The sequence below is a fragment of the Ralstonia sp. UNC404CL21Col genome, from assembly GCF_000620465.1.
GTDB classification, from domain to species: Bacteria; Pseudomonadota; Gammaproteobacteria; order Burkholderiales; family Burkholderiaceae; genus Ralstonia; species Ralstonia flatus.
The window spans coordinates 1,166,996-1,193,511 of sequence record NZ_JIBE01000004.1 but is presented as its reverse complement, the minus strand read 5'-3'; the positions used below and the strand labels follow the sequence as shown (position 1 = coordinate 1,193,511).

The following is a 26,516-nucleotide window of genomic DNA, read 5'->3' as shown; positions in this document are numbered from 1 at the left end:
GCAGACGCGGTCCGGCCGCTGCAGGGTTTGCAAGCCGGACGGACCGCTTCCCACCGCATCCATCGTCTTCGTGGAGCCGCCATGACCTCGTTGTCGGAATTCGGGGCGATCTTCGCCATGCAGGGCTTCAACGGCCTGTCGTTCTTCTGCGTGCTGCTGCTGATGGCACTGGGCCTGGCCATCATCTTTGGGCAGATGGGCGTGATCAACATGGCCCATGGCGAGTTCCTCACCATCGGCGCCTACACCACGTACCTGCTGTCGACGCTCACCGCCAGCTACGCGCCGGCACTGCAGCCTTACTACTTCTTCGCGGCCGTGGTGCTGTCGTTCGTCCTGGCAGCGGCCATCGGTTACGCAGTCGAGCGGCTGATGATCTCGCGGCTTTACAACCGCCCGCTCGACACGCTGCTCGCCACCTGGGGCCTGAGCCTTGCCATGCAGCAAGCCTTCCGCTCCATCTTTGGCGCCAAGGAAGTCAGCCCCGCGCTGCCCGACTGGCTGATGGGATCGTTCTCGCCCGGCGGCGGCATCGATATCCCGATCAACGGCCTGTTCGTGATGGCGCTGACCACGCTGCTGACCGGTGCGCTGTTCCTCCTGCTGTTCCGCTCGCGCTGGGGTCTGCAGGTGCGTGCCACGGTGCAGAACCGCGTGATGAGCGGTGCGGTCGGCATCGACACGCGGCGCGTCGACCGCATGACCTTCGCACTGGGTTGCGGCGTGGCGGGGGTGGCGGGCGCCGCATTTACCACCATCGGTTCGACCGGCCCGACTTCAGGGTCGCTGTATATCGTCGACACCTTCCTGGTGGTGGTGTTCGGCGGCGCGCAAAGCCTGCTGGGCACCATCGCGTCGGCTTTCACCATCGCCCAGACGCAATCGACCACCGAGTTCTTCCTCACAGGCTCGATGGCGAAGGTGCTGACGCTCTCGGCCGTGATCCTGATCCTGATGATGCGGCCCCAGGGGCTGTTCTCGGTCAAGGTCCGCAAATAAGGAGTCCCACATGAACCCCACGCTTCATTCATGGCTAGAGCGCAGGCGCGACTGGCTCGGCCTGGCCGTACTCTGCGCCGTCATCTTCGTCGTCATGCCGCTGGCGTTTGACGTGTTCCGCCTGAACCTGATCGGCAAGTACCTCAGCTACGCCTTCGTGGCCGTGGGCCTGGTGCTGTGCTGGGGCTACGGCGGCATCCTGAGCCTCGGCCAGGGCGTGTTCTTCGGGCTCGGCGGCTATTGCATGGCGATGTTCCTCAAGCTGGAAGCCTCCGACCCGGTCAGCACCAAGATCCAGTCGACGCCCGGCATTCCCGACTTCATGGATTGGAACCAGTTGACCGCCCTGCCGCTGTTCTGGGAGCCGTTCCGCCACTTCGGCTTCGCGGTGGTTGCAGTGGTGCTGGTGCCCACGCTGCTTGCGTTGCTGATCGGCATCGCCATGTTCAAGCGGCGGGTGGGCGATGTGTATTTCTCCATCGTCACGCAGGCCATCGCGGCGATCCTGTCGATCCTCATCATCGGGCAGCAGGGCTGGACGGGCGGCGTCAACGGCATCACCGACCTGAAGACGCTGCTCGGCTGGGACATCCGCACCGACTCCGCCAAGCTGATCCTGTACTTCGTCACCGCCGGCCTGCTGGTGGGCTGCATCGTGCTCGGCCGCTTCATCCTGCGCTCCAAACTCGGCCGCCTGCTGATGGCAATGCGCGACAAGGAAGAGCGCGTGCGCTTCTCCGGTTACGACGTCGCCAGCTTCAAGGTGTTCGTGTTCTGCGTGGCGGCGGCCATGTCGGCCATCGGCGGGGCGATGTTCACGCTGCAGGTGGGCTTCATGTCGCCGTCGTTCGTCGGCATCGTGCCCTCGATCGAGATGGTGATCTATGCCGCGGTCGGCGGACGCCTCTCGCTGCTGGGCGCGGTGTACGGCACGCTGCTCGTCAATTTCGGCAAGACGTATTTCTCCGAGTCCTTCCCGCAACTGTGGCTGTTCCTGATGGGCGGCCTGTTCATCGCCGTGGTCATGTACTTCCCCAACGGCCTGGCCGGCCTGTACGACAGCCACGGCCGCAAATGGATCGCACGGCTGCTGCAAGGCCGCCGCGCGGCGGCAAAACCGGCGCCCGGCGCCACCGCACAAGGCTAAACCCGGAGACCACCATGACCCAACCGATCGGCGTGGAAATGCCCAAGCCCGTGCTGGCGATCGAAGACCTGACGGTGTCGTTCGATGGCTTCAAGGCGGTCGACAGCCTGAACCTGTATGTCGACCGCAACGAAGTGCGCGTGGTGATCGGCCCCAACGGCGCGGGCAAGACCACGGTGCTGGACCTGATCTGCGGAAAGACGCGCGCCACCTCCGGCAGCATCCGCTTCAACAACCTGGAGCTGACAAAGATGCGCGAGCACGACATCGTGCGCTCGGGCGTCGGCCGCAAGTTCCAGACACCGTCCATCTACGAAAACCTGACCGTGTTCGAGAACCTGGAGATGTCGTTTCCGCGCGGGCGCAAGGTGCTCGGCGCACTCGCGTTCCGGCGCACGCCCGACGTGGTGGAACGCGTGGAAGCCGTGGCCCGCGACATCTTCCTGCACGAGCTGCTGCACCAGCAGGCGGACCTGCTCTCGCACGGGCAAAAGCAGTGGCTGGAGATCGGCATGCTGCTCATGCAGGAGCCGGAACTCGTGATGCTCGATGAACCCGTGGCCGGCATGAGCGTGTCGGAACGCGAGAAGACAGCGGAGCTGCTCGGCCGCATCAGCCAGGGGCGCTCGGTGCTCGTCATCGAACACGACATGGAGTTCGTCAAGAGCATCGCCCACCGCGTGACCGTGCTGCACCAGGGCAAGGTGCTGGCCGAAGGCAGCATGGATGCGGTGCAGGCCGACCCGAAAGTCATTGAAGTCTATCTGGGCCATTGAGCCCCGGAGCCGCACATGTTCAACGTGACCGACCTCGTTTCCGGATACGGCCAGAGCCAGGTGCTCCATGCCCTCAACCTGCAAGTGGCGCCGCAGGAGATCGTGGCCGTGATGGGCCGCAACGGCATGGGCAAGACCACGCTGTTCAAGACCCTGATGGGCATTCTTCCGACGCGCTCGGGCAGCGTGTCGATCGACGGCCAGGAACTGACGGCCCTGCCCTCGTTCCAGCGCGTGGCGCGCGGCATCGCTTACGTACCGCAGGGCCGCATGATGTTCTCGAGCATGACGGTGCTGGAGAACATCCAGACCGGCCTGCCGGCCTCCGCAGGCGGGCGCGTGCCGGACGAACTGTATGCGCTGTTTCCCGTGCTGTACGACATGCGCGGGCGCAAGAGCGGGAACCTGTCGGGCGGCCAACAGCAGCAGCTCGCCATTGCGCGTGCACTGGCCACCAACCCGAAGGTGCTGCTGCTGGACGAGCCGACCGAGGGCATCCAGCCATCGATCATCAAGGACATCGCGCGGGCGCTGAAGGAGATCCGCAAGCTGCGCCAGCTCACCATCGTCGTGTCGGAACAGGTGCTCAGCTTCACCCTCGATATCGCCGACCGCTTTCTCGTCATCGACAAAGGGCGCTTCGTCTACGAAGAAACGCGCGACAAGGTCGATGCCGCCACCATCAGCCGATACCTCTCGGTTTGACTCACCTCACACCATAGGAGCAAGCATGCGTCACGGGGACATTTCAAGCAGCCAGGACTGCGTTGGCGTGGCCGTCGTCAACTACAAGATGCCGCGCCTGCACACGCGCGCCGAGGTGCTGGAGAACGCGCGCAACATCGGCCGGATGCTGGTCGGCATGAAGCAAGGTCTGCCGGGGCTGGACCTCGTGGTGTTTCCCGAATACTCCACGCACGGGATCATGTACGACGCTGCGGAGATGTACGAGACGGCGGCCACCATCCCCGGCGACGAGACCGCCATCTTTGCCGCGGCATGCCGCGAGGCGAAGGTGTGGGGCGTGTTCTCGCTCACCGGCGAGCGTCATGAAGACCACCCCAACAAGGCACCCTACAACACGCTCATCCTGATGAACGACCAGGGTGAAATCGTGCAGAAGTACCGCAAGATCATGCCGTGGTGCCCGTTCGAGGGGTGGTACCCCGGCGGCTGCACCTACGTATCGGAAGGCCCCAAGGGCCTGAAGATCAGCCTGATCATCTGCGACGACGGCAACTACCCCGAGATCTGGCGCGACTGCGCCATGAAGGGCGCCGAGCTGATCGTCCGCTGCCAGGGATACATGTATCCGGCCAAGGAGCAGCAGGTGATGGTGTCCAAAGCCATGGCGTGGATGAACAACGTCTACGTGGCCGTGGCGAACGCGGCCGGCTTCGACGGCGTGTATTCGTATTTCGGGCATTCGGCCATCGTCGGATTCGACGGCCGCACGCTGGGCGAATGCGGCACCGAAGAGATGGGCATCCAGTACGCCGAGCTGTCGGTCGGGCTGATCCGCGATGCGCGCAAGCACCTGCAATCGCAAAACCATCTTTATAAGCTGCTGCACCGCGGCTACACCGGCACCATCAACTCCGGCGAAGCACCGGAAGGCGTGGCCGCCTGCCCCTTCGATTTCTACAAGACCTGGGTGAACGATCCGTCCGCCGCGCGCGCCCAGATCGAGGCCCTCACCCGCCGCACCGCCGGCACGCCCGAATGCCCCATCGATGGCATCCCCCACGCCTGACGCCACTTCCTGAGGAGAAACCACCATGCAGCATTTCAAGATCCAGCCCGGCAAGCCGCTGGCAGAGCAGGCCGAACTCGGCCACAACCGCTGGCATCCGGACATCCCGTTCCTTTCCAAGGTCAAGCCCGGCGAAGAGATCATCATCGAATCGCTGGATTTTCTCGACGCGCAGATCCGCGACGACGACAAGGTCGACGACGTGCGCAATGTCGACCTGACCCGCGCGCATCCGCTCACGGGGCCCTTCTACATTGAAGGCGCGGAGCCGGGCGACCTGCTGGTGGTGGACCTGCTCGACATCAAGCCCGTTACGCCAATCGGCTTTTCGGGCGTGTTCGCAAAATCCAACGGCGGCGGCTTCCTGGCGGATTACTTTCCCGATGCCGACAAGGCCATCTGGGACTTGAAAGGCGTCTATGCCACGTCGCGCCATATTCCCGGCGTCCGGCTGGCCGGCCTGACGCACCCGGGGCTGATGGGCTGCCTGCCCTCCCGCGAACTGCTGGATGAATGGAACCGCCGCGAAGCACCGCTGGCCGCCAAGGGCCTGGCCCAGCCGCCCGACCCGCGTACCGCCGTGCTGCGCGGCGTGTCCGGCGCGGAATTCGATCGCATGGCCGGCGAGGCCGCGCGCACGGTGCCGCCACGCGAGCACGGCGGCAACACCGACATCAAGGACCTGTCGATCGGCACCCGCATCTTCTTCCCGGTGTACGTCAAGGGCGCCGGCTTCTCGATGGGCGACCTGCATTTCTCGCAGGGCGACGGCGAAATCGGCTTCTGCGGCGCCATCGAAATGGACGGCGCCACGCGCGTCGGGTTCGATCTCATCAAGGGCGGCATGGCGAAGTACAACCTGAGCGCACCGATCTTCATGCCCAGCCCCGTCAAGCCGCGCTACGACCAATGGCTGACCTTCGAGGGCATCAGCGTGGAAAACGGCACCAACTACTACCTGGATGCCACCGTCGCCTATCGGCAGGCGTGCCTGAAGGCCATCGACTACCTCACGCACTTTGGCTTCACCGCCAGCCAGGCGTACATGCTGCTGACGGCCGCGCCGGTGGAGGGGCGCATCGGCGGCATCGTGGACATCCCGAACTGCGCGTGCACGGTGTCGATTCCCACGGCGATCTTCGATCAGGACATCACCCCCAAGGGCATGCTGAACGACAAATCGCACTGGGGCCGCAAGCCCGCTTGACGTTGATGGCCAATACGCGCTGGCCATGGCGGCACCGCTGCGGCCGGCGCAGCAATGGAGGCATGCATGCCGCTATACGACATCCGCTGTACCGCTTGCGACGGCATTTTCGAACGGCTGATTCCGGCTGCGAAAGTGCACGCGCCCACACCCTGCCCCTACTGCGACGAAGACACGCCCGCCGCGCCAATGCCGACCGGTGGGCGCGTTGCATTGAAGTCAGTTTCACGCTGGCAACCCAGTTCGCTGCATGAGCAGTTGGCGGGCAAACCAATCACCGGGCCGGGCAGCGCGGGTGGCTCTGGCCGCCGCAACAGCGTCCTCCATGTCTGCGGCGGAAAGCACTGTTCGATCTGCGGCGTGTGAGCCCAGACGCTGGCGCCTGATGGTGGTCTCTTGCACGCACAACAACGCGCACCCAAGGCGCCTGCGTGACCGGCAGACGCCCGGGGTTGCGCGAGCCGTGGCTTACGCTGCGGCCTTCAAACCTTCCATCGCCTCACGCACATAGGCGATCAGGTCCGGGCCCATCCACGGGCTGGCGGATAGTTCGGGCTCCTGCTCCATCGCCAGGCGCACCTTCGCTTGCGTCTGCGGATCGTCTCCCGCATAGGAGCGGAACAATTCGATCCAATGCCGCGCAAGCTGCTGCATGGCAGGCGCATGTGCCGGCGTGCCCTTGGCCAGATGCTGTCGCACCTCTCCAATCAAGGTCGGCCACTCGTTGGCGCGCTTGCCAAAGTTCTCTCGCATGAACTGCAGCTCCTGCGCCGACAGATACTTCGCGTAGATCGCCAGCTTGGTTTCGTTGGCCGCCTCCATGATGAAGTCGAGCATCTCCAGGCTGATACCGGTGCGCTCCTGCAATGCCGGTTCGTTGATGTGCATTTTGTGCAGCTTGGCCGAGAGCACCGGGTCGAGCGCCGCGTCCTGCGCGAGCAGCGCCATCCATTGCCTGGCGAGGGCCTGCGCCTCGCTGCTGCGTGATGCCACCTGGCGCGTCATCGCGTCCTGCACAGCCGACACCAGCGCCGCCCACCGCGCATGACGGGCGGTATCGGCGTCCATGCGTTCGGCGCGGGCACGTTCTTCCTGCGAGAGATATTTGTCGTACATGGTCATCCATTCCAAGGTTGTGAGCCACTCGGTCAATTCGGGCTCCTCCTCGCGCACGAGCTGGCCGTGCAGCCGCGACAGCCGATCGCGCAGCACGCTAGCCTGCGTGATCTGCTGATCGAGCATCGCAATCTGCCGTTCCACGATCGTGGTGAAGGGGATGTCCGGATTGGCCAGGAAAGCCCCGACATCGGCCAGCGACATGCCGAAGCGCCGCAACGCCTGGATCTTGTGCAGGCGGGCGACGTCAGCCTTGTCGTACAGCCGGTAACCGCTGTCGGAGCGGGCCGAAGGCGTGAGCAGGCCGATGGTGTCGTAGTGATGCAGCATGCGCACCGAGAGGCCGCAGCGTTTGGCGAGATCGCCCACTTTCAACAACATGGTGGCTCCTGTCTTCTGGCTTGGACACAGGCTAGGACCTCACACAATGTGAGGGTCAAGCACGGCGTGCATGGACGGCAATAGGCAGCGCCCCATGAAGACGCAGGCGCATCCTGCATTCTGAACGACGCCCCTCTGTGGTGGGGAACATGCCCCGCGAACCCGCACCACTGCGTGCGTCACAAAAAGTTCATTCAACTCTGTGTTCAGCGGGTCGATTAGCGGAATGTCCGATCTTGCGTCTGCCGCCAACGTCATGACTTTCTCACCGCTTCCCTTGCCCGCGGGCATTGCGCCCGAGATGCTGCGCACGGTGTTCCAACCGATCTTCCGCCTGTCGACCACCGAGGTGCTCGGCTATGAAGCCCTGCTGCGCGGGCCGGTGGGCTCGGCCATGGAATCGCCGGCGGCACTGTTTGCTGCAGCCTCGGACACAGCAGGCACGATCGCCCTGGAGACCACTGCCGCGCGTCTGGCCATTGCCAATTTCTCGGCCATGCGTCTGCCGGGCAAGCTGTTCCTGAACTTCAGCGCGCAAGGCGTGCGCCAGTTGCTGCAAGACCACGCCCGCCTGCTGCATGCGATTGCCGACCACGACCTGCATCCCTCGCGCATCGTCATCGAACTGACCGAGCAGACGCCCATCGACGATCTGGCCAGCTTTGCCGACGCCCTGTCGGTGGCACGCGACTTTGGCCTGCAATGCGCGCTGGACGATTTCGGTACCGGCAATGCCAATCTGAACCTGCTGATCGAACTCACGCCCGACTTCATCAAGCTCGACAAGTATTTCCTGCGCGACATTGCCAAGCATCCGGCCAAGCTGGACATGGCCCGCACGCTGCAACAGACGCTCAAGGGCGGCGCCACCAGCATCATTGCCGAAGGGCTGGAGACCGAAGACGAGCTGGGCGTGGTGCGCGACCTGGGCATCCGTTTCGGCCAGGGTTTCTTTCTTGCGCGCCCACAGGACAAACCCGCCAGCGACATGTCGAGCCAGGCGGCGCGCGTGCTGCAGTCTTCGCAGATTGCGGTGTTTCCGCAGGCCGTGCGCGTGGGCTGGCGCGCCATCACAGCCAGCAAGCTGCTGCGCGTCGCCCCCACGCTGCCCTTGCGCAGCAGCAACGACGACGTACTGCACCTGTTCAACCGCCACCCTGATCTGCACGCCGTGGCGCTGCTCGACGAAGACGAACGCCCGCTCGCGCTCATCGCGCGCCGCGCATTCATCGACCGCTATGCGATGCCGTATCACCGCGAGCTGTACGGCAAGAAACCGGCATTGGCGTTTGCGAACCGGCAGCCGGTGCTGGTGGAAAAATCCGCCTCGCTGGAAGACATGTCGGCACTGCTGATGAGTGAAGACCAGCGCTACCTGACCGACGGTTTCATCATCACCGAACATGGCCGCTACCTGGGCCTGGGCACCGGCGAGGAGCTGGTGCGCACGGTGACCGAAATCCGCATCGAGGCCGCCCGCTATGCCAATCCGCTCACATTCCTGCCGGGCAACATTCCGTTGAACCTGCACATTGAACGTTTGCTGGAAGCGCACGCAGAGTTCTATGCATGCTATGTGGACCTGAACCACTTCAAGCCCTTCAACGACCAGTACGGCTATTGGCAGGGCGACGAGATGCTGAAGATGGCCGCCGCCGTACTGGCCACCGCATGCGAGCCCACGCGCGATTTTCTCGGCCACGTGGGCGGGGACGATTTCCTGATCCTGTTCCAGAGCGCCGACTGGCAGGCGCGCATCACGCAGGCGATGGCCGCGTTCAATGCCAACGCACTCGCCATGTACACGCCCCCTGACCGCGCGGCGGGCGGCATCCATGCTGAAGACCGCAAGGGCCTGCCGGCCTTCTTCCGCTTCGTGACGATGGCGGTTGGCGCGCTGCATGTGCACCCGGGCGCGGCCCACAACAGCGACGACATCGGCACAGCTGCGGCCCTCGCCAAACGGCGCGCCAAGCAAAGCGACAACGGTTTCTATCTGGAAGCCATGCGCCCAAGCCACTCCATGCGGGCCATGGCCTGACACCGCCGGGCCGGCGCTACAGCATCGCCGGGATCAGCCCAAGCAACGCGGCCTTCACCACGGCATGCGTCTTGTTGGCGGCGTTGAGCTTGGTGATGGCGTTGCGGAGGTGAAAGTTCACGTTGCGCTCGGTCATCTCCAGGATGGCCGCAACTTCCGCCACCGTCTTGCCTTCGGCCGTCCAATGCAGCATCTGGCGCTCGACGTCTTTCAGGCGTGTGGCGGCATCCGGCAAGACCTTGTTGGCCATCAGCACGCTGATGCTCGCGTGTGCGCGCTGGCTCAGCCAGATCATTTCAGGCTCGCAGGCAGCCAGTTCGTCTTCGGTGATGGGCCAGGCGCGACGCACCAGGCTGAAGGTACCGAAGATGCCGGTGTGATCGCGGATGGTGTGTGACCACCCATGATTGAGCCCGTGCTGGCGCGCGTCGGTCCAGAACGGCGCATCCGCGCTGGCGATGCTGGACCACAGCATTGGCTTGACGCAGCGCTGCCCGTGCTGCAGCACGGGGTCGATGGCGGCATAGCCACGCGCGCGATAGTGCTCCCGCCACGGCTCCGGATACGTGCTCCACGTGATGGTGTTAAAGCGCGTAATCGGGAGCGCACCGCGCAGGGCGTAGGCGTAATAGTCGAAACCGAGCAGCGCCACGGCCGGTTGCAGGCAGCGGAATACCGCATCGGCATCGTGCAAGGCGTTCAACTCGCGCAGCAATGCTGCACGCCAGGATGTCGCGTGGTCATGCGGCAATTGGTTGTGAGCGCCCATCCCCTCGGCCTCCAGAACACACGCTGAGTCGCCATGCCGACTCCTCCCGCCAAGCAGTTCCCCTGATTTCCAATAGGTGGAAAGCCTGATCAGTCTTGCGTTTTGCTGAGGGCAATCGTTGGCGTGCTCGAACTATACATAATCCGAAACGAATTGCATGCCGCGCATGATGAAGGCAATTAGTAGAGTTTCTCGAATACCGGAATACCGAAACACAGAAATAAATGAATTGATAATCCAATCTGCTTTACGCAAATACTCGACCATTCTTTGAATATTCCGCCTATGTGCGGCATGCCTGCGGCCATCATTGCAATTCTTCTACGGCGAGGTGTCTTTTCTTACAGAGCCACGTAGGCGGAATTCGTATGATCCGCTTCCATCATGGCCCGGTCTTCTTCGAGAGGTGCGCCTCCGCGCGCATGCAGTGAATGCGGTGCCGAATACGCCGCAAAGCGTGCGCCGGCGCCACATTGGCTTGGTGCGAGAACGCGACACTCAGCAAGGATTGCACCGCAGTCATGCGGCAAAACGCCGCAGTAAAAATAACAATAACGACGATGTACGTGCAGGTTAATCAACGTCCGGAAAAATTGACGTGTCAGATTTACACGCACGTGTGCGGATTTGCCACCACGGCAGTGAATTAGGGCAAGAACGGCTTTCTTATTGGGGTTTCACAGTGTCAGCGAAACCCTTACAGTCTGGTCCGCGACTCGCCCTCTCGATGTAGTCGAGACCCCGACAAGAAACACGACGGTACGAAGCAACAGGGTTTTTAGGCGCGTCTTCATCCTCGTCACTCCCCCGGTTTGTGGCGCTTTTTCAAATCCGGATTTCTCCGGAATTGGCGGAGCTTTGCCCAAATTCAGAAAAGTGACGCGGACTTAATGCGGCGGCTGCCCCGCCCCACTGACCCACTTGTTTAGGAAGTCCCGTTTCATGCGCTCCACTCTGATGTCTCTTGGTCTCGTCGCCACTGCCGCACTCGGTCTGTTCTCGGCCGGCGCCCAGGCCAACTGCGTTGCCAATCCGCCCACGCAATCCAACACCACCTTCCCGGCCAGCCTGACCGGCAAGCTCGCGTACCACAGCTACGTCAGCTACGGCGACGGCACGAGCCAGATCTTCATCTACGACTTTTCTGCCCGCACGCTGCAACAGGTGTCGAAGGCGGCCTGGGGCATCAAGGACCCGATGAACGCCGTGTTCAGCCCCGACGGCAAGTGGATCGCCTTCATGGGCATCACCAATAACGCCTGGAACGTGTTCTTCTGGCAAGTCGGCTCGACCAGCATGCCGATCAACCTGACCAACAGCACCGGCCAGACGCGCAATGAAGACCCGAAGTTCAGCACCGACGGCAAATCGCTGCTCTTCAAGCAGAACGGCGATGTCATCCAGGCCGCGCTGTCGTACACCAGTTCGGGCCCGGTCTTCACTTCCACGGTGAACCTGACGCGCACGGCACCGACGCTGGAAAACTCGATGCCGTATGCAACGCCGGACGGCACGGCGGTCTTCTACACCACCGGCACCGGCTCGGGCATGGGCCTGTACAAGCAGACCGTGGGCAGCACCGCCAAGGTGGCGTTCGACACGCCTGCCGGCCTGGCGACGTACTACCCGGTCGTGCGTGCCGACGGCACCGTCTTCTACGCCCGCTGGCACGACGCCACGAGCCAGGCTGACCAGATCTACACCAAGGTCAACCCGAGCGACACGCCCAACCAGCTCACGCTCAACGACTGCAACAGCAACAACTCCGACCCGTCGCCCGTGAATAACACGAACTACGTGTTCTTCTCGTCGACGAGCGCCGGTGGCTACCAGCTGTACCTGGGCGACGCGAGCACGGGCCAGCGCTGGAGCCTGTCGCAGTTTGGTGTGAACTCGGACACGACCAAGGCCAAGCTCGGCTCGAACTACTACGCTGGCACGCCCACGGCTGCTGCGCAGGCGGTGACGCTGCTCTCGCAGGGCAAGCCGGCCAGCGCGTCGTCCAGCTACAGCGCCAGCCTCGGCCCGGCCTACGCGTTCGACGGCAATACCACCAGCACGCGCTGGGATTCGGTGGAAGGCGTGGCCGGCGCGCAATGGCTGATGGTCGATCTGGGCTCGACCCGCACCATCACCGGCGTCGATCTGTACTGGGACGCAGGCGCCAAGGTGTATTCCATCCAGACCTCGAACGACGGCGTGACGTGGACGAACATCTACTCGACGTCGAGCGGCACTTCGTGGGGCCACACGTCGCTCGCGAACCTCAAGGGCAGCGGTCGCTATGTGCGCATGTACGGCACGCAGCGCGCCACGCAGTGGGGTTACTCGCTGGACGAAATGCAGGTGTGGGGCTACTAAGCCGCGGTATCCGCATCCGCATCAGCATCGCCTGACATGACAACGCCCCGGTGGCTTCGGCCATCGGGGCGTTTGTCATTGGTCACGCGGTCGATGACCGGCCCGCATCGGGACCTACCCCTAGATTGTCAAAAGCTGAACATTCAGCCTAGGCACGGCTCGGCACGATGGCGTCTCCGCACCACGCCAGAGGATGACGATGCCCTCCCGCACACCACCGAACAGTCCCCCGCACGGCATGAGCCGGCGCGATTTCCTGACGCTTGGCACCGCCGCCGCTGGTCTGGGCGCGCTGGGCGTAACCCTGCCGGGAAACGCACAGGCCGCCGCGCATGCCACCGACGCCAACTGGCATGCCGGCCAGCTCGCGCACCTGATCCCGGCGGCCAGCCACAATCGCTTTCTCATCAAGGCGTCGTTTCAGGCACCGCTTGCGCGAGCGCCGTGGCTGGTGGTCAACGGCAAGCGCGTCGCCAGCGAGCAGACCGATGCCGCCGGCCGCTTCTGGCGCTTCGACGTGCGCGGTCTGCAGCCCGCCACGCAATACACGCTGCGCATTGTCGATGCGGCCGGCAAGCCGCTGGCCGACGCCTGGCCGCTGCGCACCTTTCCGGCACCGGATGCGACGCCCGCGCGCCTGCGCATCCTCGCCTATACCTGCGCCGGCGGTTATGACGGCCCGCCCTTGGCCGGCAAGACCGCATGGCTCGACATGAACGCACGCCGCCGGCTCCTGGCGCGCGGCATGTCGTTTGCGCCCGACACCGTCATCGCCAACGGCGACCACGTCTACTGGGATCTGCAGACCTCGCAGAACAAGCCGTTCGCACCCCAGGTGCGCGAACTGATGTGGGCGAAGTTTGGCGGCGCGCTCGACACGTCGGTGCCGATGTCGCACCCGAAGAACGAAGCCATCTTCACGCGCGTGTGCGATTACCAGATCAGCGGCCTGTACGGCACCACGCTGCGCTCCACGCCCGCGTATTTCCTGACCGATGACCACGACACCTTCGAGAACGACGAGTTCGACGACAAGGTCGCCACCTTGCCGCCGGAGCCTTACGGCCTAGTGGGCGCAGAGCTGACGCAGCGCCGCTACTACCCGGAGTTCCTGCCCGATGCCAACCGCCCCGTGTGGCTGCCCGGCGGCGACAAGGCCGGCATGCCCAGCGATACCAACAGCGCCTTCGGCACCCTGCGCTACGGCGCGCTGCTCGAAGCGGTGCTGTACGACTGCAGGCGCTTTCTCGACAACAAGGGCGTGCACGCACGCGTGGTCCCGCAATGGGTGGAAGACTGGTTAGTCGCGCGCACCCGCGCTGAGGACACCGCGCACTTCTTCCACGTGCCCTCGCTGCCGTTTGCGTATTCGTCCGGCAAGCTGGGCGACTGGTATCCGGACCTGCTCGACAGGAAGACCGGCCGCCTCGTCGCCAACGAGCCCAAAGCCGGTTGGCAGAGCGGCTGGCATGCACAGCACCAGCGCCTGGTGGCTGCGCTTGCCCAGCAGAAACAGCGCGCGGCCGTCATCGTCCAGGGCGACTTCCATGCTTCGGCGGCCGGGTCGATGTCGCGCTCCGCTGACCTCGCCTTCGCACAGCCCGTGCACACGGTCATGACCGGCACGCTCGGCACCGGCGACCTCGCCTTCCCCTCCGCCTTCCGCAGCATCGAAACCACGCCCGCGTTGTCGGTCGCCATGCACGAAGCGTTGCGCCCAACAGAGAAAAACGGCTTTACCATCATCGACGTGACGCCCGAGAAGATGACGTTCTCGCTGTTCATGTGGCGCCCGCCCGAGCCGGTGGAAGCCATCGACACGCTGCAGCCGGCCCTGGTGTACGAGGTGCCGCGCCTGGCGTGACGCGCCAGCACAACAACAAGGAGACGCATGGCGAAGATCTGCATCGTGGGGGCCGGCTCGATCGGCTGTTATCTGGGTGGCCGTCTGCTGGCGGCCGGTGCCGATGTCTCGCTCGTGGGCCGCGCACGCATCGGCAACGAACTCAGCGCGCACGGCCTGACCTTGACGGACTACCGCAACGGCCGCTGGCAGGTGCCGCCTGCGGCGATCCGCTACATGGCCGATTCCAGCGCCGCCGCCGATGCCGATCTCGTGCTGGTGACCGTCAAATCTGCCGCCACGCAATCCGTTGCCGATGAACTGAAGCCCGTGCTGCGCGCGGGCACCATCGTCGTCAGTTTTCAGAACGGCCTGTGCAATGCCGACGTCCTGCGCGCCGCGCTGCCACAGCAGACCGTGCTGGCCGGCATGGTGCCCTTCAACGTGATGCAGCCTGGCCCGGGCGCTTTTCATCAGGGCACGGCCGGTGAACTGGAAGTGGCGGCGTCCCCCGCGCTGCAACCGTTTGGTGATGACTTCCGCCGCGCAGGCCTGCCGCTCACGGAACGCACCGACATGGCAGCCGTGCAATGGGCCAAGCTGCTGCTCAACCTGAACAACGCCATCAATGCGCTGGCCAACCGGCCGCTGAAGGAAGAGCTGTCGCAGCATGCGTACCGGCACTGCCTGGCGCTGGCACAAACAGAAGCACTCCGGCTGCTGTCGCGCGCGGGCATCCGGCCTGCCAAGCTGACGCCGATACCGCCCGCTTGGATTCCACGCCTGCTCGCCACGCCGGATGCCGTGTTTGCGCGGCTGGCCGGCAAGATGCTCGCCATGGATCCGCTCGCGCGTTCATCCATGTCCGACGATCTGGCCGCCGGGCGCATGACGGAGGTCGACTGGATCAACGGAGAAGTGGTGCGTTTGGCAGAGCGCCTGGGGCAACGCGCGCCGGTGAATGCGCAACTGTGTGCGCTGGTGCATGCCGCCGAATCCGCCGCTACACGCCCGAACTGGTCGGGCAACGATCTCCTGGCAGAGTTGCGGGCGGCAGGTTAGTCGGTGCCGGCTTCGCTTGCAGCCAGCAACTGCGCCATGTCCTGAATCTCGATGTGGCCATAGCGCAGGCGGATCGCGCCAAGTTTGACCAGCGCCTGCAGCTCCTTGCTGAGCGTCTGCCGGCTGATGCCGAGCATCATCGCCAACGCGTCTTGCGAGGTCGAGATGCTCGCGCGCCCCTCTGCCGATTGCGACACATCGCCGTGCGCGAGCGAAGCGATACGCCGCGCCACGCGCGCCCGCGTACCGTGCAGCGCCGCACTCGCCAGCGAGCCATACGCCAGTCGCAAGCGCGTCGCCACCAGCCGCGCGATTGCGCCGGCAAATGCGGCATCGCACATCAGTGCTTCAAATTGCGCCACGCTCACGGCCAGCACGTCCGAATCTTCCAGCGCGATTGCGCAATGCCCGCGCGGTTGCTGATCGAGCGTCGAGACCCCGCCGAACCAGTTGCCTGGCTCCACCAAGGTGAGGATCGCCTCATCGCCCTCGGCATTGAAGACGGAAAGCTTGAGCGCACCGCTCGCCACGCCAAAGAACGCATGCGAACCGGCGTCCATCGGATCACCCTGACGAAAAAGAAATGCGCCCGCGGCGATGCGCACGGGCACCGTGGCTTCGAGCAGCGCCTCGGCAACGTGCGGCGCGAGGCTCCGGAACCACGGGTTGGCGGCAAATGCGTTCATCACGATTCAGTTTCCGGCACTGAGCCCCGGCGCCCCAACACCCAACCCACCGACAACACATATCGACTGCCGCCCACCACGCGCGTCACGCTGTGCTCGCACGCGTCGGGGCGGAACAGCTTGATGCGTCGTGTCTGGAAGATCGGTTTCGCGCAGACAAACTCGCCGCCCGCGCGTGGCGACTTCAGCACGATGTTCAGCCGGTAGTGCCGGCCGTGGGTGACGGGGTCGGTATGCGGTGGAATTTCCGAGCCGTCCGGATAGCGGATCAGGTAACTGTCGAACGGGATGGGCCACGGCGCAGTGGCCAGCAGCATCTTGTCGTAGCCCGTGCCCTGGCGGCCGCGCTGCCAGCGAAAGGCGGTGCTGAAGAATGCGCGCAAGGAAGACATGGAAACGAAGCGGCCGGAATGGAATCCGGGCATGGTAGCCGGGAACTATCGGCGCTTGTCGAATTTCTTCCAGTACCCGAACGGCTCCTGATGGCACTCGTAGTCCAGCTCGGCCACGCGCGTCTGCAGACGTTCCTGCACCTCCTGCACGGCGAGGTTGTAGACCGCGGGGCCGATCTCTTCAAGAAAGAAACTGAGCAGCGCACCGGCCTGGATGTTGCCGATGCGCTCGTCCAACTGCTCGGTGAAGTAGCGCTGGATGGATTGGACGGCCTCTTCGCGGACGTCGCGGTCAAGTTCGATGGGCATGCGCAGGGCTCGCGGTGGCGGACAAGGCCACCAGCTTACTGCCCGCGGCCATACGCATCCAGCAGCTTGAGGGTGACGCCGTTCGTCCAGCCGAAGCCGTCCTGCAACGGATACTCACCGCCGCCACCGCCGCTGCCCGTTCCATCGACGATGTATTTCTCGACGAGCTTCTGCTGGCTGGCATAAAGCTGCTCGACGCTGCCGAGAAAGCGCTCGCCGATCGCCTGGGCAAGCGGCTGCCAGCCGTATCGCTGCGCCCCGCGCAACGCGATCCATTGCAGCGGCGCCCAGCCGTTGGGCGCATCCCACTGCTGGCCGGTCTTGAAGGTGGTGGTCGACAACCCGCCCACCTGCAGCAGCGCCTGCTGCGTCCATTGCAATGTCTTCCACGCGCGGTCGGGGCGCGCGGCACCCACAAACAGCGGATACGTCATCGCGGCGGACTTGTTGTCGCGCACGCGGCCCAGCTGCCAGTCGTAATCGGCGTAGTAGCCGGCGGGGTGCCACAGGTAGCGCTCGATGGCGACGGCACGTTTTCCGGCGCGCACGGAATATTCGACCGTGCACGCAAAATCACGCGCCGCTGTGCAACCGCGCGCGATCGTCTTCTCAAGCTGGAACATCAGGCTGTTCAGATCCACCGGCACGATCGACGTCGTGCGGATGGTGCCCAGCGTGGCGTTGTCGCCAAACCAGCGCGAGCTGAAATCCCAGCCGCTTTCGGCCGCCGCACGCAGGTCGCGCCAGATCTCGTTGGCGGGGCGTGCGGGCGTTTGCTGCGCGGTGGTCACGTCTTGCAGATAGGACTCGGGGCGCGGGGTGTCCTGATCGTCCCAGTAGCGATTGAGCACAGTGCCGTCGCGCATGACGACGACGTTGCTGCTCGCCTGTCCGCCAGGCGTGGTGGCCGCGCCGCGCATCCAGTACGCATACTCCTTGCGCAGCTGCGGCAGGTAGCGCTTGAGCGCCGCGTCGCCCTCCTTCTGCGCAGCCAGCTCCACCATCAATGCAAAAAACGGCGGTTGAGAGCGGCTCAGGTAATACGTGCGATTACCGTTCGGGATGTGGCCGAACTGGTCGATCGCATAGGCGAAGTTGTCGAGCATGTTGTCGACCAGGTCTTCGCGGCCGGCCTCCTGCAGGCCGAGCATGGTGAAGTAGGTATCCCAGTAATAGCCCTCGCGGAAGCGGCCGCCGGGCACCACGTACGGCTTGGGGAGGGGAATGAGCGAGCTGTTGTCGGACGCGGTGGTCGTTGTGCGCGTGAGCGCCGGCCACAGCCAGTTGATGTGCGCGCGCAAGGACTGCCCCGCGGGCGGCGTCACGGGCGTATCGACCGGCGGCGTGAAGTACTGGTCGACAAACGCCTTGAGCGAGAAGCCCGGCACGTTCTTCTGTGCCTGATACGCCTGCAGGATGACCGCGGGCGCGGCCTTGGGCACCGCATCGACAAACGTCTTCTGATCGGGATACACCTGCGCGGTCTGCACCGCCACGAACAAGTCGCCGTAGAGCTTGTCGGGCGACGGCGGCAGCGCGGCGCCCACGCCCACATCGGCCAACGCGGACGAGGCCGCCAAACCGAACGCCAGCCATGCGGCAACGTTCGCCACACGGCGCCGGATCAAAAAGTGAGCCTGTCGATGCATCGTCGTCTCCTGCCTGGTTGACGGAAAGCCAGTCCAGAAAAGGAGACGCCGACAGCGTTGTCAAATCGACAGGTTTTGCGCAAAGCGGCCACGTACGGCAGCGCCAGAAATGGCGCCATATCGGGCTCTGCGGGCAAGCAACTTGCTGATGCGCCGCGATGCTTCGAACGCCCATTCGACCGTGCGAGCATGCGGCGCCAGACCGCACTAGCCGCGCACGACCTCGTAGCGCATCTCGACGAACGTGTTCTTGTAGGGCACGGCGGAAGTGAGCTTGAGCGCAGGCTGCACGATGCGGCGCGGCAACAGCGGCAGGCCCGTGCCCAGCGTGACGGGCATCACCTGCACGATCAGTTCGTCCAGCAGCCCCGCATCGAGAAACCTGCCGGCGAGTTCACCGCCACCCACGATCCAGAGATTGCGCCCGGCGGCTGCGGCCAGCATGTCGCGATGCACGGGCTGCACATCGCCCCGCACGAAGCGGATGTCCGCACCTGGCACCGCCGGCAGCGTGCGCGATGTGAAGACCCACGCAGGCTGCGCGTAAGGCCATGGCTGGGCTTCGCCCCCGGGGCCGGGCTTGGCCAGTTCGCGCAGCAGCCATTCGTAGGTGGACGCGCCCATCGCCAGCGCGCCGACGTCGCGAATGAAGCTGTCGTAGCTTGTGCCTTCCAGCGAGCCAAACTGCATCAGCCAATCGAGCGAGTGATCCGTCGTGGCGATGAAGCCGTCCAGGGTCGCCGCGGCGTAGTACTGCGTTTTCGACATGTCGCCTCCCGTTGATAGTCAGGAGCGAAATGCTACGCCGCGCGAATTGCCGTTGCCTTGCGCGCGCTGCTACGCCATCGCAACCACGTTGACCACATCGGCCGGGCAGATCCGGTTGCGCCCCTGATGTTTGGCGTCGTACAGCGCGCGGTCTGCGCGTGCGCTCAGCCGGTCGAACGATTCGCCGGGTTGCCACGCCGCCACGCCACCGCTGATGCTGTAGCAGCAAGACTGCGCTCCGGCCGCGACAACCTGCGCGGCAGCGGCCTTGCGCAAGCGTTCTGCCAGATGCGTGGCGTTGCTGCTGTCCGTGTCGGGCAGCAGCAGCGCAAACTCTTCGCCGCCGATGCGCCCGAGCACGTCGGTAGGCCGCAACTGCGCATGCGCCATCTGCACAAACGCGCGCAACACGGCATCGCCAGCGGCATGGCCGAGGGTGTCGTTGATGCGCTTGAAGTGGTCCAGGTCGAGAATCAGCAATGCCAGCGGCCGGGCGTGATGTTGCACACGGCCGACATGGCGGCGTGCCAGCGCCTCGAAGCCCTGACGCGACAGCGCACCGGTCAGGAAATCACGATTGGCGGCATCGCAGGCATCCGCCAGCAACGCGTCGTGCACCATGAGCATGGCCGACATCGACAGGATGGGCATGATGGCCGCCGCCACCACGAGCAGCAGCACGCTGCCGGCGGTGGCGAACATGGTGGGGCTGGACGCAGCGTCCAGCGTCAGGAAATAGATGCCACGCACGAGCTGGCAGACGCCGAACACAAAAGCAATGACGGCCGTGACCCGATACGGATACGTCGATCGACCGGCGGGCGAATGGCGCAACAGCATCCACACCAATGCCGTGCAGAAGGCGGCCGAAAACAGCGTGGTCGAAAACACCCGCATGGGGATGCTGTCGACGGCGTAGCGCCAATAGATGACCGCCACGCCCACCGCCGCCACACCGGCCAGCAGGATGGGCCACTGCGGCCGACGCCCGAGAAACCGCGCGCAGCCCGCGTAGTAGGCAGCGCCACCCAGCGCCAACAGGACATTCGCCACCACGACCGACAGGCTGTCGGGAATGTTTCCGCGCAGCAGAATCAACGGCAGCGCCAGCACCACGGCCAGATTGGCGCCAAACCATTCGGCAATGCCTGGCTTGCCGGCGCGCAGCAATGAACCGAGCAACCCCAGCAGTACGAAGCTCATCAGCGCCGACGTGGCAATGGCGACGCCTGGATCCAGCATGAGCGCTCCCGGGTTTTTTAAGCGGGAGGATTCTACGTGAGGGCGTGGTGAGGCAATATCACCGGACGGTGGGGGCCAACCAAATGGCGCCGGTCAAGTGCCCCGGCTGCGGCTCTTGCTGTGCAGCGCCCGATTCTGGGCTTCTTTGTCGGCATTGCGCGCCGAGAACCAAGTCATCACACCTGCCACCAGCATGACGAGTCCAAGGACCAGCGGGATAAGCAATGCGCCCCACCCGGCGCCTGCACGCATCCCCTGACTCACGCCGGACACGAGAAAGAGGAATGCCACCAAGCCCACCGCAATCAACAACACGCCCAGGAGCGCTACAAGCAAACCCTTTGTTGACGTCCGCATGCTCTTGCTCGAGATTGAAGGAGCGAAATATTACCGCGCAAGCCGTGAACACACGATCAGCCGCCAAATCTGCGCGCATAGGTCGCCGCCTCGTGGCACGTTTGCGCTAGCGTGGGCGATGCGGCGCATGAACGATCTGGAAGAGAGGCGACGCCGGATCGGCAGTCCTTGGCATGATCGTGCGGCCGTGACGGCAACGCTTGCACCTCAGAATCGCCGCACAAAAATCACGGCTTCGGGCCGAGATCGTCTACTGCATGGCCGCCGACGGGCTGCAAGGCGGCTTCAGCGGCATCCACCTGGGCGGGCTCGGCGTCGATGGTGAGCAGAAAGCGCCCGCCGATCACGACGTTCTGGAATTTGCGTTCGTAGGTCTCGGCGTTCTCGCCACCGGGCTCGTAGTCGCCGCACAGAAAGTTGCCGCACAACGCACCGGCCTCGTCACCCTGGTGCGACAGCGCGACGCGATCCAGCGCGAGGCCGGTATTCAATACGGCTTGGCGGGCTGCTTCCGCAGCGGCATGGTCTGTGAAGATGCGGACGATGGTCGGCATGGGGGTTCTCCTCGTGGTGAACCCAGAATTGACGCATCGGCCGTGCCTGGCGACGCGCTAGGCTTTTGGCTCAGAACAGCGCCATCTGGCGCATCCCGAACCCGATCGCTTCCTCCACCCGCATGCGCGCGTGCGTGAGCGACCCCTCGATGCCCGAGAGCGTGCCGGCCAGCCAGCGGTAAAGCAACGGTGCCTGACCGCGCGGGCTCAGGTGGATTTCACCGAGCTTTTTGCCGCGCTTGTCACGGTAGTAGTGGGAGCGGTAGCCGCGTTCCCAATGCGTGATTGGGCCGCGCCATCGGCGCAGGCGGCGGGGTTTGGCGGGGGGCGTTTCGGCTGTCGATGCCGACACGGGTTCCTCCCAGCCGAAAGCGGGTTTGGCGAACAGCGGCAAACCTTCCAGATCGGGGTAGAAATCCATCGTCGTATGCTCAGCTAGCCGCGCCGCCGCAGGCTTTGCAGACAAAAACGGCGCGTAGCCCGCATGATACCTGGGTTTATGGCAGACGGCACGTGCAAATGGCCTAGCGGCGGGCATCGGAACAACGCTGCGCACGCCGCACACTTCGCGCTTCGGTATGATGGCCGCTCCCCGTCCCGAGACGCGCGGCAATCGACCGCTACCCAGAATGAAGAACGCCTTTAACACGTTGATGACACCCCGAATCGCTTGCGCGCTGTTGGTGGCAGCAAGCTGCGTCGCTCCGGCTCACGCGCAGGACAGCGCCTTCGCGCCATTGCTGCGCCATCTGGCCGATCGCCTCGTCACCGCAGACCAGGTCGCGCTGAGCAAATGGGACAGCGGCCAGTCCGTCTACGACCCGACGCGCGAAGCCAAGGTCATCGCCAATGTCTCGGCGGAGGCGCCGGCCTACGGCCTGGCCGCAGCCGACGTGAGCGATGTCTTCACAGACCAGATCGAGGCGAACAAGGAAGTCCAGTACGCCCTGCTGAACGACTGGCGACGGGCCGGTGCCGCGCCCACCGCGCAGCGGCAGAGCCTGCCGGATGTGATCCGGCCCAAGCTGGACGCACTGCAGAAATCCATCCTGCAAGCTTTGCGCGGTGCCGCCGCGGCGCGCAGCCAAGCCGATTGCCCCGTGCAGGTGGCGAATGAAATCGGCCGTGTCGCGTATGAGAAGTCGCTCGACAGCCTGCATCGCATTGCGCTGGATCGTGCGACGGCGCGGTTGTGCACCGCACGCTAATCCAGTGAAAGAACGGCGTGGCCAGCATCGGGCGCGCCGCAAACAAGAACAAAAAAAAGCCGGCCCAAAAGACCGGCTTGTTCGAGACGAGGCGATGTTCCCCGGCACTGCAAAGCCGGGATTGGCCTCAGCCCAAATCCACCGGCACAAAGATCTTCGTATCGTCACGCTGCACCAGCAATGCGACATGCTTGCCGGCCCGGTCGACGAGGGTACGAAGCTCCTGCACCGACGACACCGGCGTACCGTTGAGCGACAGGATCACGTCGCCCGGCTGGATGCCGACCTTGGCCGACGGGCCGGTCACGTCCATCACCACCAGGCCGCCGGGCAAACCGTTCTGACGCTTTTCTTCCGGTTGCAGCGGGCGCACAGCCAGGCCCAGGCGGCCTTGGTCCGGGGCAGCCTTTTCGCTGGATGCCACCTTCGCGTCCTTGGCGGCGCCGATGGTCACCGTCAGGGTGGTCGGTTTGCCCTGACGGATGATCTGCAGCGGCACGGTAGAGCCCGGCTTGATGTCAGCCACCTGCTCAGGCAGATCGCCCGACCGGTCGATACGCGCATCGCCGATCTGCAAGATCACGTCGCCGGGTTGCAGGCCGGCCTTGGCTGCGGGGCCGCCGTCTTCCACCGAGTTGACCAGGGCGCCTTCGGGCTTGGGCAGGTTGAAGGAATCGGCCAGCGACTGGTCGACTTCCTGCACCGCAATGCCCAGGCGGCCGCGCGTGACCTTGCCGGTGGACACAAGCTGCTGCTCCACCTTCATCGCCACGTCGATCGGCACGGCAAACGACAGGCCCTGGTAGCCGCCGGTCTGGCTGTAGATCTGCGAGTTGATGCCGATCACCTCGCCGCGCTGATTGAACAGCGGGCCGCCCGAGTTGCCGGGGTTCACCGCCACATCGGTCTGGATGAACGGCACATAGGTGTCATCCGGCAGCGAGCGCGACTTGGCGCTCACGATGCCCGCCGTGACGGTGTTCTCGAAACCGTACGGCGAACCGATCGCCAGCACGGGCTCGCCCACCTTGGTGTTGGCGGGGCTGCCGATCTGCACCACCGGCAGGTTCTTGGCAGAGATGCGCAGCACTGCCACGTCGGATTGCTTGTCGACGCCGAGCACCTTGGCCTTGAACTCGCGGCGGTCAGTCAGCTTGACGTTGACCTCCTGGGCGCCGTCCACCACGTGGGCGTTGGTCAGGATCAGCCCATCGGCCGACACGATGAAGCCGGAGCCCAGACCGCGCACGATCTGGTCGCCACGCTGTTGCGGCATCTGCGGCATGAACCGCTTGAAGAATTCGGAGAACGGATCGTCGGGGCTCATGCCGGGCGGCAGGCCCTGCATGCTGGTGCGCTGCGCGCGCGCCGTGGTGCTGATGTTGACCACCGCAGGGCCGTAACGGTCGACGATGCCGGAGAAATCCATCGGCGCGGCCACGGCCACCGGAGCCGCGCCGGAACCCGAGGCGGTCGTTGCCGTTGCGGTGGCCACGGGTGCCGCCACCGCGCGCGAGATCATGTCTTTCTGAAGATAGGCATAGCCGCCTGCAACGGCGACCACGGCGGCCAGGCCAGCCGCACTGCGTGCCAGGGTTTGACGCGTCATTGTAGTGTCCTCTCTTGCTGAGCACGAGGGTCACGGCCTGCGGAGCCGCCTGCCGTGCCCATCGGTTGAAGGCATCGTAGGCGGGCAGACTTAAACGAGACTTAAAGGTGGGCGGCGCGCCCGCACATCACACGAAACGAAATGTTTCTACGCGTTGGCCTTGAATGGAAAGCGCAGCACCACGCGCAAACCGCCGCCTTCGCGCGCTTCCAGCGCGAGGGTCGCGTCATGCGCCTGCGCGATTTCCCGCACGATGGCGAGCCCCAGACCGCTGCCGCCGGTAGGGGCTTGCGCTGGCCGATAAAATCGATCGAGCACGCGTTCGCGTTCCTCCGCAGGGATGCCGGGGCCGTTGTCCTCCACCACCAACTGCACCCCACCGTCGGGCGTGTGCCCCGTCAACACATCGACGCGCGCGCCGCGCGGGCAGTAGTTCAGCGCGTTGTCGACAAGGTTGACCAGCAGCACGCGCAGCGCATCGTGATTGCCGATGACGGATGCCGGCTGCGACTCCATCGCCATCCCCAGATCAATGCCCTTGTGCACCGCCGCCGGTGACAATTCGGCAACCACGTCGGCCGCCACGGCGTCGAGTGCAACCGTTGCACGCTGCGTATCGGCAGCGCCCGGCTCCTGTCGCGCGAGCGTCAGCAGCTGACCAACAAGGCGGATCATGCGCTCCACACCGCGATGCAGATCGGCATGCGCGGCGCGGCGTTCGTCTTCGTTTTCGGCGCGGTCGGCCACCTGCAATTGCAGCTTGAGCGCAGCCAGTGGCGTACGCAGCGCATGCGCGGCGTCGGCGACAAACGCGCGCTGGTGGGCCAGTGCGGTGCCGAGTCGCGCCAGCAGATCGTTCAACGCGTTTGTCAGTGGGCGGATCTCGTCAGGCAAATCGTGCGTGGGCAACGGCGACAGCGCGGCCGCGTCGCGCGCCTGCACCTGCTTGGCCACGGAACCCAGTGGCGCCAACCCGCGCCCGACCGCCAGCCAGACGATCCAGCCCAGCAGCGGCAACAGGATCAGCAGCGGCGCCACCGTGCGCAACGCCATGCGCGCCGCCACCTCGTGGCGCGCACTGTAAGGCTGGGCGATCTGCACCACGGCAGGCCCGAAGGCGACACTGTAGATGCGCCAGGGGCCCTCCGGCGTATTCGCGTCGGAAAAGCCCAGCTCCGCCTGGTCCGGCAGATTGGGGCGCGCGTGCGAAAGATACAGGCTGCGGCCTGTGCCGTCCCAGATGCGGATCACGACGTCGTCGTCACGCGCAATGCCCGCGAGCGCCGGGGGCGGCGGGTCGATCCACTGGCTCGGCAGCGCGGCCGCCACCTGCTGCATCTGGTAGTCGAACAGCGCGTTGGCCTCCTGGCGCGCCTGCGCGTAGATCAGGCCGGTGGCGATGACGATGCCCGCCAGCAGGCCGCCGGCCAGCCACCACAGCAGGGTTTTACGGATCGATTGCATGGGTTATTGGTGCGCGTCGCCGCCGGCAGGTTCCGCAGGCGACGTCGGCGCCTCACGTGGAATCACATACCCCACGCCTCGGATGTTCTGGATGAAATGGCTGCCGAGCTTCTTGCGCAGCGCATGGATGTAGACCTCGACCGTGTTGCTGCCGACCTCTTCATCCCAGCCGTAGAGGTTGTCCTGCAGCTGCGCGATCGACCACACCTTGCCCGGCCGCGCGAGCAAGGCATGCAGCACCGCAAACTCGCGGCCCGACAGCTTGACCGGCACACCCGCACGCAGCACTTCGCGGGTCACGGGATTGAGCAGCACCTCGCCGTGGCGCATGAGCGGATCGGCACGGCCGCCCTGTCTGCGCAGCAACGCGTGCATGCGTGCAGCCAGCTCCTGCAGGTCGAACGGCTTGACGAGGTAATCGTCTGCGCCGGCATTGAGACCGGCCACGCGATCGGCCACCGCATCGCGCGCGGTCAGGATCAGGATGGGGATGGCGATGCCGCGCTGGCGCACCTCGCGCACCACGTCGAGCCCGTCGCGCTTGGGCAGGCCGAGGTCGAGCAGCATGAGGTCGAACATGGTGGTGCCCGGTTCCGCACCCGCGGCACCGGCGGCGCTGGGGGCGGTCACGGCGTGCACGGCAGCCTCGCCGTCGCGCACCCAGTCGATGGCGAAACCGTCGTGGCGCAAACCCTTGCGCACGCTGTCGCCGATCATGTCGTCGTCTTCTACGAGCAGTACGCGCATGACGAATCAAAAATAAGCCGGGGAAGGCTCATTGTAGAACCGTCGCGCGGGCGGCTCGCGCTTTGTGCGAAACCGC

26 protein-coding genes are annotated in these 26,516 nt (G+C 64.9%); 12 read left to right on the top strand and 14 right to left on the bottom strand.

Annotated elements, in window-relative coordinates; translation table 11 throughout:
• The first annotated feature begins 81 nt into the window (after window positions 1-81).
• From urtB to N511_RS24955, 7 genes are all read left to right on the top strand, one after another.
• Entirely contained in the window at window positions 82-999 is a 918-nt protein-coding gene (gene urtB / locus N511_RS0113385; RefSeq protein ID WP_027679773.1) for an urea ABC transporter permease subunit UrtB, read from the top strand.
• A gap of 10 nt (window positions 1,000-1,009) precedes the next feature.
• The gene (urtC, locus tag N511_RS24215) at window positions 1,010-2,146 is read left to right on the top strand and encodes an urea ABC transporter permease subunit UrtC (protein ID WP_037026664.1); all 1,137 of its coding nucleotides are present in this window, start codon (window positions 1,010-1,012) and stop codon (window positions 2,144-2,146) included.
• A gap of 14 nt (window positions 2,147-2,160) precedes the next feature.
• Window positions 2,161-2,922, top strand: coding sequence for an urea ABC transporter ATP-binding protein UrtD (gene urtD / locus N511_RS0113375; protein ID WP_027679772.1), 762 nt, complete (start codon window positions 2,161-2,163; stop codon window positions 2,920-2,922).
• A gap of 15 nt (window positions 2,923-2,937) precedes the next feature.
• On the top strand, window positions 2,938-3,627 hold the full coding sequence (urtE, locus tag N511_RS0113370; RefSeq protein ID WP_027679771.1) for an urea ABC transporter ATP-binding subunit UrtE: 690 nt from the start codon (window positions 2,938-2,940) through the stop codon (window positions 3,625-3,627).
• 25 nt (window positions 3,628-3,652) lie between these two features.
• Window positions 3,653-4,675, top strand: coding sequence for an aliphatic amidase (locus tag N511_RS0113365; protein ID WP_027679770.1), 1,023 nt, complete (start codon window positions 3,653-3,655; stop codon window positions 4,673-4,675).
• 25 nt (window positions 4,676-4,700) lie between these two features.
• A complete protein-coding gene (fmdA, locus tag N511_RS0113360) occupies window positions 4,701-5,882 on the top strand; it encodes a formamidase (RefSeq protein ID WP_027679769.1) in 1,182 nt (393 codons plus the stop codon).
• A gap of 66 nt (window positions 5,883-5,948) precedes the next feature.
• Window positions 5,949-6,248 carry an FmdB family zinc ribbon protein gene (locus tag N511_RS24955; RefSeq protein ID WP_081785370.1) on the top strand — a complete coding sequence of 100 codons (300 nt, stop codon included), beginning with the start codon at window positions 5,949-5,951 and terminating at the stop codon, window positions 6,246-6,248.
• A 102-nt stretch (window positions 6,249-6,350) separates the two neighbouring features.
• Here N511_RS24955 and N511_RS0113355 read toward each other — a convergent pair whose 3' ends face one another.
• Window positions 6,351-7,379: a MerR family transcriptional regulator gene (locus N511_RS0113355; protein ID WP_027679768.1), complete on the bottom strand. Its 1,029-nt coding sequence runs from the start codon at window positions 7,377-7,379 to the stop codon at window positions 6,351-6,353.
• 226 nt (window positions 7,380-7,605) lie between these two features.
• Here N511_RS0113355 and N511_RS0113350 point away from each other — a divergent pair, with 226 nt between their 5' ends.
• Window positions 7,606-9,420, top strand: a complete 1,815-nt coding sequence (locus tag N511_RS0113350) for a phosphodiesterase (protein ID WP_037026662.1) — start codon at window positions 7,606-7,608, stop codon at window positions 9,418-9,420.
• 16 nt (window positions 9,421-9,436) lie between these two features.
• Here the strand turns inward: N511_RS0113350 and N511_RS0113345 are convergent, their stop codons facing one another.
• Entirely contained in the window at window positions 9,437-10,189 is a 753-nt protein-coding gene (locus N511_RS0113345) for an autoinducer binding domain-containing protein (protein WP_027679766.1), read from the bottom strand.
• 942 nt (window positions 10,190-11,131) lie between these two features.
• On the opposite strand from N511_RS0113345, the gene N511_RS0113340 reads away from it, so the two are divergent.
• The 3 genes from N511_RS0113340 (at window position 11,132) to N511_RS0113330 (ending at window position 15,455) form a co-directional block, all read left to right on the top strand.
• Window positions 11,132-12,550 carry a discoidin domain-containing protein gene (locus N511_RS0113340; RefSeq protein WP_027679765.1) on the top strand — a complete coding sequence of 473 codons (1,419 nt, stop codon included), beginning with the start codon at window positions 11,132-11,134 and terminating at the stop codon, window positions 12,548-12,550.
• Window positions 12,551-12,788: 238 nt separating this feature from the next.
• On the top strand, window positions 12,789-14,414 hold the full coding sequence (locus N511_RS0113335) for an alkaline phosphatase D family protein (protein WP_231479616.1): 1,626 nt from the start codon (window positions 12,789-12,791) through the stop codon (window positions 14,412-14,414).
• A 27-nt stretch (window positions 14,415-14,441) separates the two neighbouring features.
• Window positions 14,442-15,455, top strand: a complete 1,014-nt coding sequence (locus N511_RS0113330; RefSeq protein ID WP_027679763.1) for a 2-dehydropantoate 2-reductase — start codon at window positions 14,442-14,444, stop codon at window positions 15,453-15,455.
• On the opposite strand, the gene N511_RS0113325 is transcribed toward N511_RS0113330, so the two are convergent.
• The 9 genes from N511_RS0113325 to N511_RS0113285 all read right to left on the bottom strand — a co-directional run bounded on the left by N511_RS0113325 (window position 15,452) and on the right by N511_RS0113285 (window position 21,833).
• The gene (locus N511_RS0113325) at window positions 15,452-16,141 is read right to left on the bottom strand and encodes a Crp/Fnr family transcriptional regulator (protein ID WP_197032050.1); all 690 of its coding nucleotides are present in this window, start codon (window positions 16,139-16,141) and stop codon (window positions 15,452-15,454) included. The two genes, N511_RS0113330 and N511_RS0113325, sit on opposite strands and share 4 nt — an antisense overlap.
• Window positions 16,141-16,533: a 2OG-Fe(II) oxygenase gene (locus N511_RS0113320; RefSeq protein WP_027679761.1), complete on the bottom strand. Its 393-nt coding sequence runs from the start codon at window positions 16,531-16,533 to the stop codon at window positions 16,141-16,143. Before N511_RS0113320 ends, N511_RS0113325 begins: the two co-directional genes overlap by 1 nt.
• A gap of 45 nt (window positions 16,534-16,578) precedes the next feature.
• Window positions 16,579-16,842, bottom strand: a complete 264-nt coding sequence (locus N511_RS0113315) for a DUF2164 domain-containing protein (protein WP_027679760.1) — start codon at window positions 16,840-16,842, stop codon at window positions 16,579-16,581.
• A gap of 35 nt (window positions 16,843-16,877) precedes the next feature.
• The gene (gene treA, locus N511_RS24210; RefSeq protein WP_051530923.1) at window positions 16,878-18,491 is read right to left on the bottom strand and encodes an alpha,alpha-trehalase TreA; all 1,614 of its coding nucleotides are present in this window, start codon (window positions 18,489-18,491) and stop codon (window positions 16,878-16,880) included.
• A 207-nt stretch (window positions 18,492-18,698) separates the two neighbouring features.
• Entirely contained in the window at window positions 18,699-19,259 is a 561-nt protein-coding gene (locus N511_RS0113305; RefSeq protein WP_027679759.1) for a dihydrofolate reductase family protein, read from the bottom strand.
• A 69-nt stretch (window positions 19,260-19,328) separates the two neighbouring features.
• Complete coding sequence (locus N511_RS0113300) at window positions 19,329-20,501, bottom strand: GGDEF domain-containing protein (RefSeq protein ID WP_027679758.1); 1,173 nt, start codon at window positions 20,499-20,501, stop codon at window positions 19,329-19,331.
• A 93-nt stretch (window positions 20,502-20,594) separates the two neighbouring features.
• Window positions 20,595-20,858 (bottom strand): hypothetical protein, encoded by a 264-nt coding sequence (locus tag N511_RS0113295; RefSeq protein ID WP_027679757.1) that lies wholly within the window; start codon window positions 20,856-20,858, stop codon window positions 20,595-20,597.
• Window positions 20,859-21,085: 227 nt separating this feature from the next.
• A complete protein-coding gene (locus N511_RS0113290) occupies window positions 21,086-21,412 on the bottom strand; it encodes a hypothetical protein (protein ID WP_027679756.1) in 327 nt (108 codons plus the stop codon).
• A 70-nt stretch (window positions 21,413-21,482) separates the two neighbouring features.
• The gene (locus tag N511_RS0113285; protein WP_027679755.1) at window positions 21,483-21,833 is read right to left on the bottom strand and encodes a hypothetical protein; all 351 of its coding nucleotides are present in this window, start codon (window positions 21,831-21,833) and stop codon (window positions 21,483-21,485) included.
• A 160-nt stretch (window positions 21,834-21,993) separates the two neighbouring features.
• Between N511_RS0113285 and N511_RS0113280 the strand changes: the two genes are divergently transcribed.
• Window positions 21,994-22,620, top strand: coding sequence for a chorismate mutase (locus tag N511_RS0113280; protein ID WP_037026886.1), 627 nt, complete (start codon window positions 21,994-21,996; stop codon window positions 22,618-22,620).
• A 127-nt stretch (window positions 22,621-22,747) separates the two neighbouring features.
• Here N511_RS0113280 and N511_RS0113275 read toward each other — a convergent pair whose 3' ends face one another.
• The 3 genes from N511_RS0113275 to N511_RS0113265 all read right to left on the bottom strand — a co-directional run bounded on the left by N511_RS0113275 (window position 22,748) and on the right by N511_RS0113265 (window position 26,440).
• Entirely contained in the window at window positions 22,748-24,229 is a 1,482-nt protein-coding gene (locus tag N511_RS0113275) for a DegQ family serine endoprotease (protein WP_027679753.1), read from the bottom strand.
• Window positions 24,230-24,376: 147 nt separating this feature from the next.
• Window positions 24,377-25,693, bottom strand: a complete 1,317-nt coding sequence (locus N511_RS0113270) for an ATP-binding protein (protein ID WP_027679752.1) — start codon at window positions 25,691-25,693, stop codon at window positions 24,377-24,379.
• Between the two features lie 3 nt (window positions 25,694-25,696).
• Window positions 25,697-26,440, bottom strand: a complete 744-nt coding sequence (locus N511_RS0113265; protein WP_027679751.1) for a response regulator transcription factor — start codon at window positions 26,438-26,440, stop codon at window positions 25,697-25,699.
• Between the last annotated feature and the right edge of the window lie 76 nt (window positions 26,441-26,516).

Excerpts from the sequence above, each read along its gene's own strand:
- urtB (WP_027679773.1), top strand. The coding sequence starts at position 82 with ATGACCTCGTTGTCGGAATTCGGGGCGATCTTCGCCATGCAGGGCTTC.
- urtC (WP_037026664.1), top strand. The coding sequence starts at position 1,010 with ATGAACCCCACGCTTCATTCATGGCTAGAGCGCAGGCGCGACTGGCTC.
- urtD (WP_027679772.1), top strand. The coding sequence starts at position 2,161 with ATGACCCAACCGATCGGCGTGGAAATGCCCAAGCCCGTGCTGGCGATC.
- urtE (WP_027679771.1), top strand. The coding sequence starts at position 2,938 with ATGTTCAACGTGACCGACCTCGTTTCCGGATACGGCCAGAGCCAGGTG.
- N511_RS0113365 (WP_027679770.1), top strand. The coding sequence starts at position 3,653 with ATGCGTCACGGGGACATTTCAAGCAGCCAGGACTGCGTTGGCGTGGCC.
- fmdA (WP_027679769.1), top strand. The coding sequence starts at position 4,701 with ATGCAGCATTTCAAGATCCAGCCCGGCAAGCCGCTGGCAGAGCAGGCC.
- N511_RS24955 (WP_081785370.1), top strand. The coding sequence starts at position 5,949 with ATGCCGCTATACGACATCCGCTGTACCGCTTGCGACGGCATTTTCGAA.
- N511_RS0113355 (WP_027679768.1), bottom strand. The coding sequence starts at position 7,379 with ATGTTGTTGAAAGTGGGCGATCTCGCCAAACGCTGCGGCCTCTCGGTG.
- N511_RS0113350 (WP_037026662.1), top strand. The coding sequence starts at position 7,606 with ATGTCCGATCTTGCGTCTGCCGCCAACGTCATGACTTTCTCACCGCTT.
- N511_RS0113345 (WP_027679766.1), bottom strand. The coding sequence starts at position 10,189 with ATGGGCGCTCACAACCAATTGCCGCATGACCACGCGACATCCTGGCGT.
- N511_RS0113340 (WP_027679765.1), top strand. The coding sequence starts at position 11,132 with ATGCGCTCCACTCTGATGTCTCTTGGTCTCGTCGCCACTGCCGCACTC.
- N511_RS0113335 (WP_231479616.1), top strand. The coding sequence starts at position 12,789 with ATGAGCCGGCGCGATTTCCTGACGCTTGGCACCGCCGCCGCTGGTCTG.
- N511_RS0113330 (WP_027679763.1), top strand. The coding sequence starts at position 14,442 with ATGGCGAAGATCTGCATCGTGGGGGCCGGCTCGATCGGCTGTTATCTG.
- N511_RS0113325 (WP_197032050.1), bottom strand. The coding sequence starts at position 16,141 with ATGAACGCATTTGCCGCCAACCCGTGGTTCCGGAGCCTCGCGCCGCAC.
- N511_RS0113320 (WP_027679761.1), bottom strand. The coding sequence starts at position 16,533 with ATGTCTTCCTTGCGCGCATTCTTCAGCACCGCCTTTCGCTGGCAGCGC.
- N511_RS0113315 (WP_027679760.1), bottom strand. The coding sequence starts at position 16,842 with ATGCCCATCGAACTTGACCGCGACGTCCGCGAAGAGGCCGTCCAATCC.
- treA (WP_051530923.1), bottom strand. The coding sequence starts at position 18,491 with ATGCATCGACAGGCTCACTTTTTGATCCGGCGCCGTGTGGCGAACGTT.
- N511_RS0113305 (WP_027679759.1), bottom strand. The coding sequence starts at position 19,259 with ATGTCGAAAACGCAGTACTACGCCGCGGCGACCCTGGACGGCTTCATC.
- N511_RS0113300 (WP_027679758.1), bottom strand. The coding sequence starts at position 20,501 with ATGCTGGATCCAGGCGTCGCCATTGCCACGTCGGCGCTGATGAGCTTC.
- N511_RS0113295 (WP_027679757.1), bottom strand. The coding sequence starts at position 20,858 with ATGCGGACGTCAACAAAGGGTTTGCTTGTAGCGCTCCTGGGCGTGTTG.
- N511_RS0113290 (WP_027679756.1), bottom strand. The coding sequence starts at position 21,412 with ATGCCGACCATCGTCCGCATCTTCACAGACCATGCCGCTGCGGAAGCA.
- N511_RS0113285 (WP_027679755.1), bottom strand. The coding sequence starts at position 21,833 with ATGGATTTCTACCCCGATCTGGAAGGTTTGCCGCTGTTCGCCAAACCC.
- N511_RS0113280 (WP_037026886.1), top strand. The coding sequence starts at position 21,994 with ATGGCCGCTCCCCGTCCCGAGACGCGCGGCAATCGACCGCTACCCAGA.
- N511_RS0113275 (WP_027679753.1), bottom strand. The coding sequence starts at position 24,229 with ATGACGCGTCAAACCCTGGCACGCAGTGCGGCTGGCCTGGCCGCCGTG.
- N511_RS0113270 (WP_027679752.1), bottom strand. The coding sequence starts at position 25,693 with ATGCAATCGATCCGTAAAACCCTGCTGTGGTGGCTGGCCGGCGGCCTG.
- N511_RS0113265 (WP_027679751.1), bottom strand. The coding sequence starts at position 26,440 with ATGCGCGTACTGCTCGTAGAAGACGACGACATGATCGGCGACAGCGTG.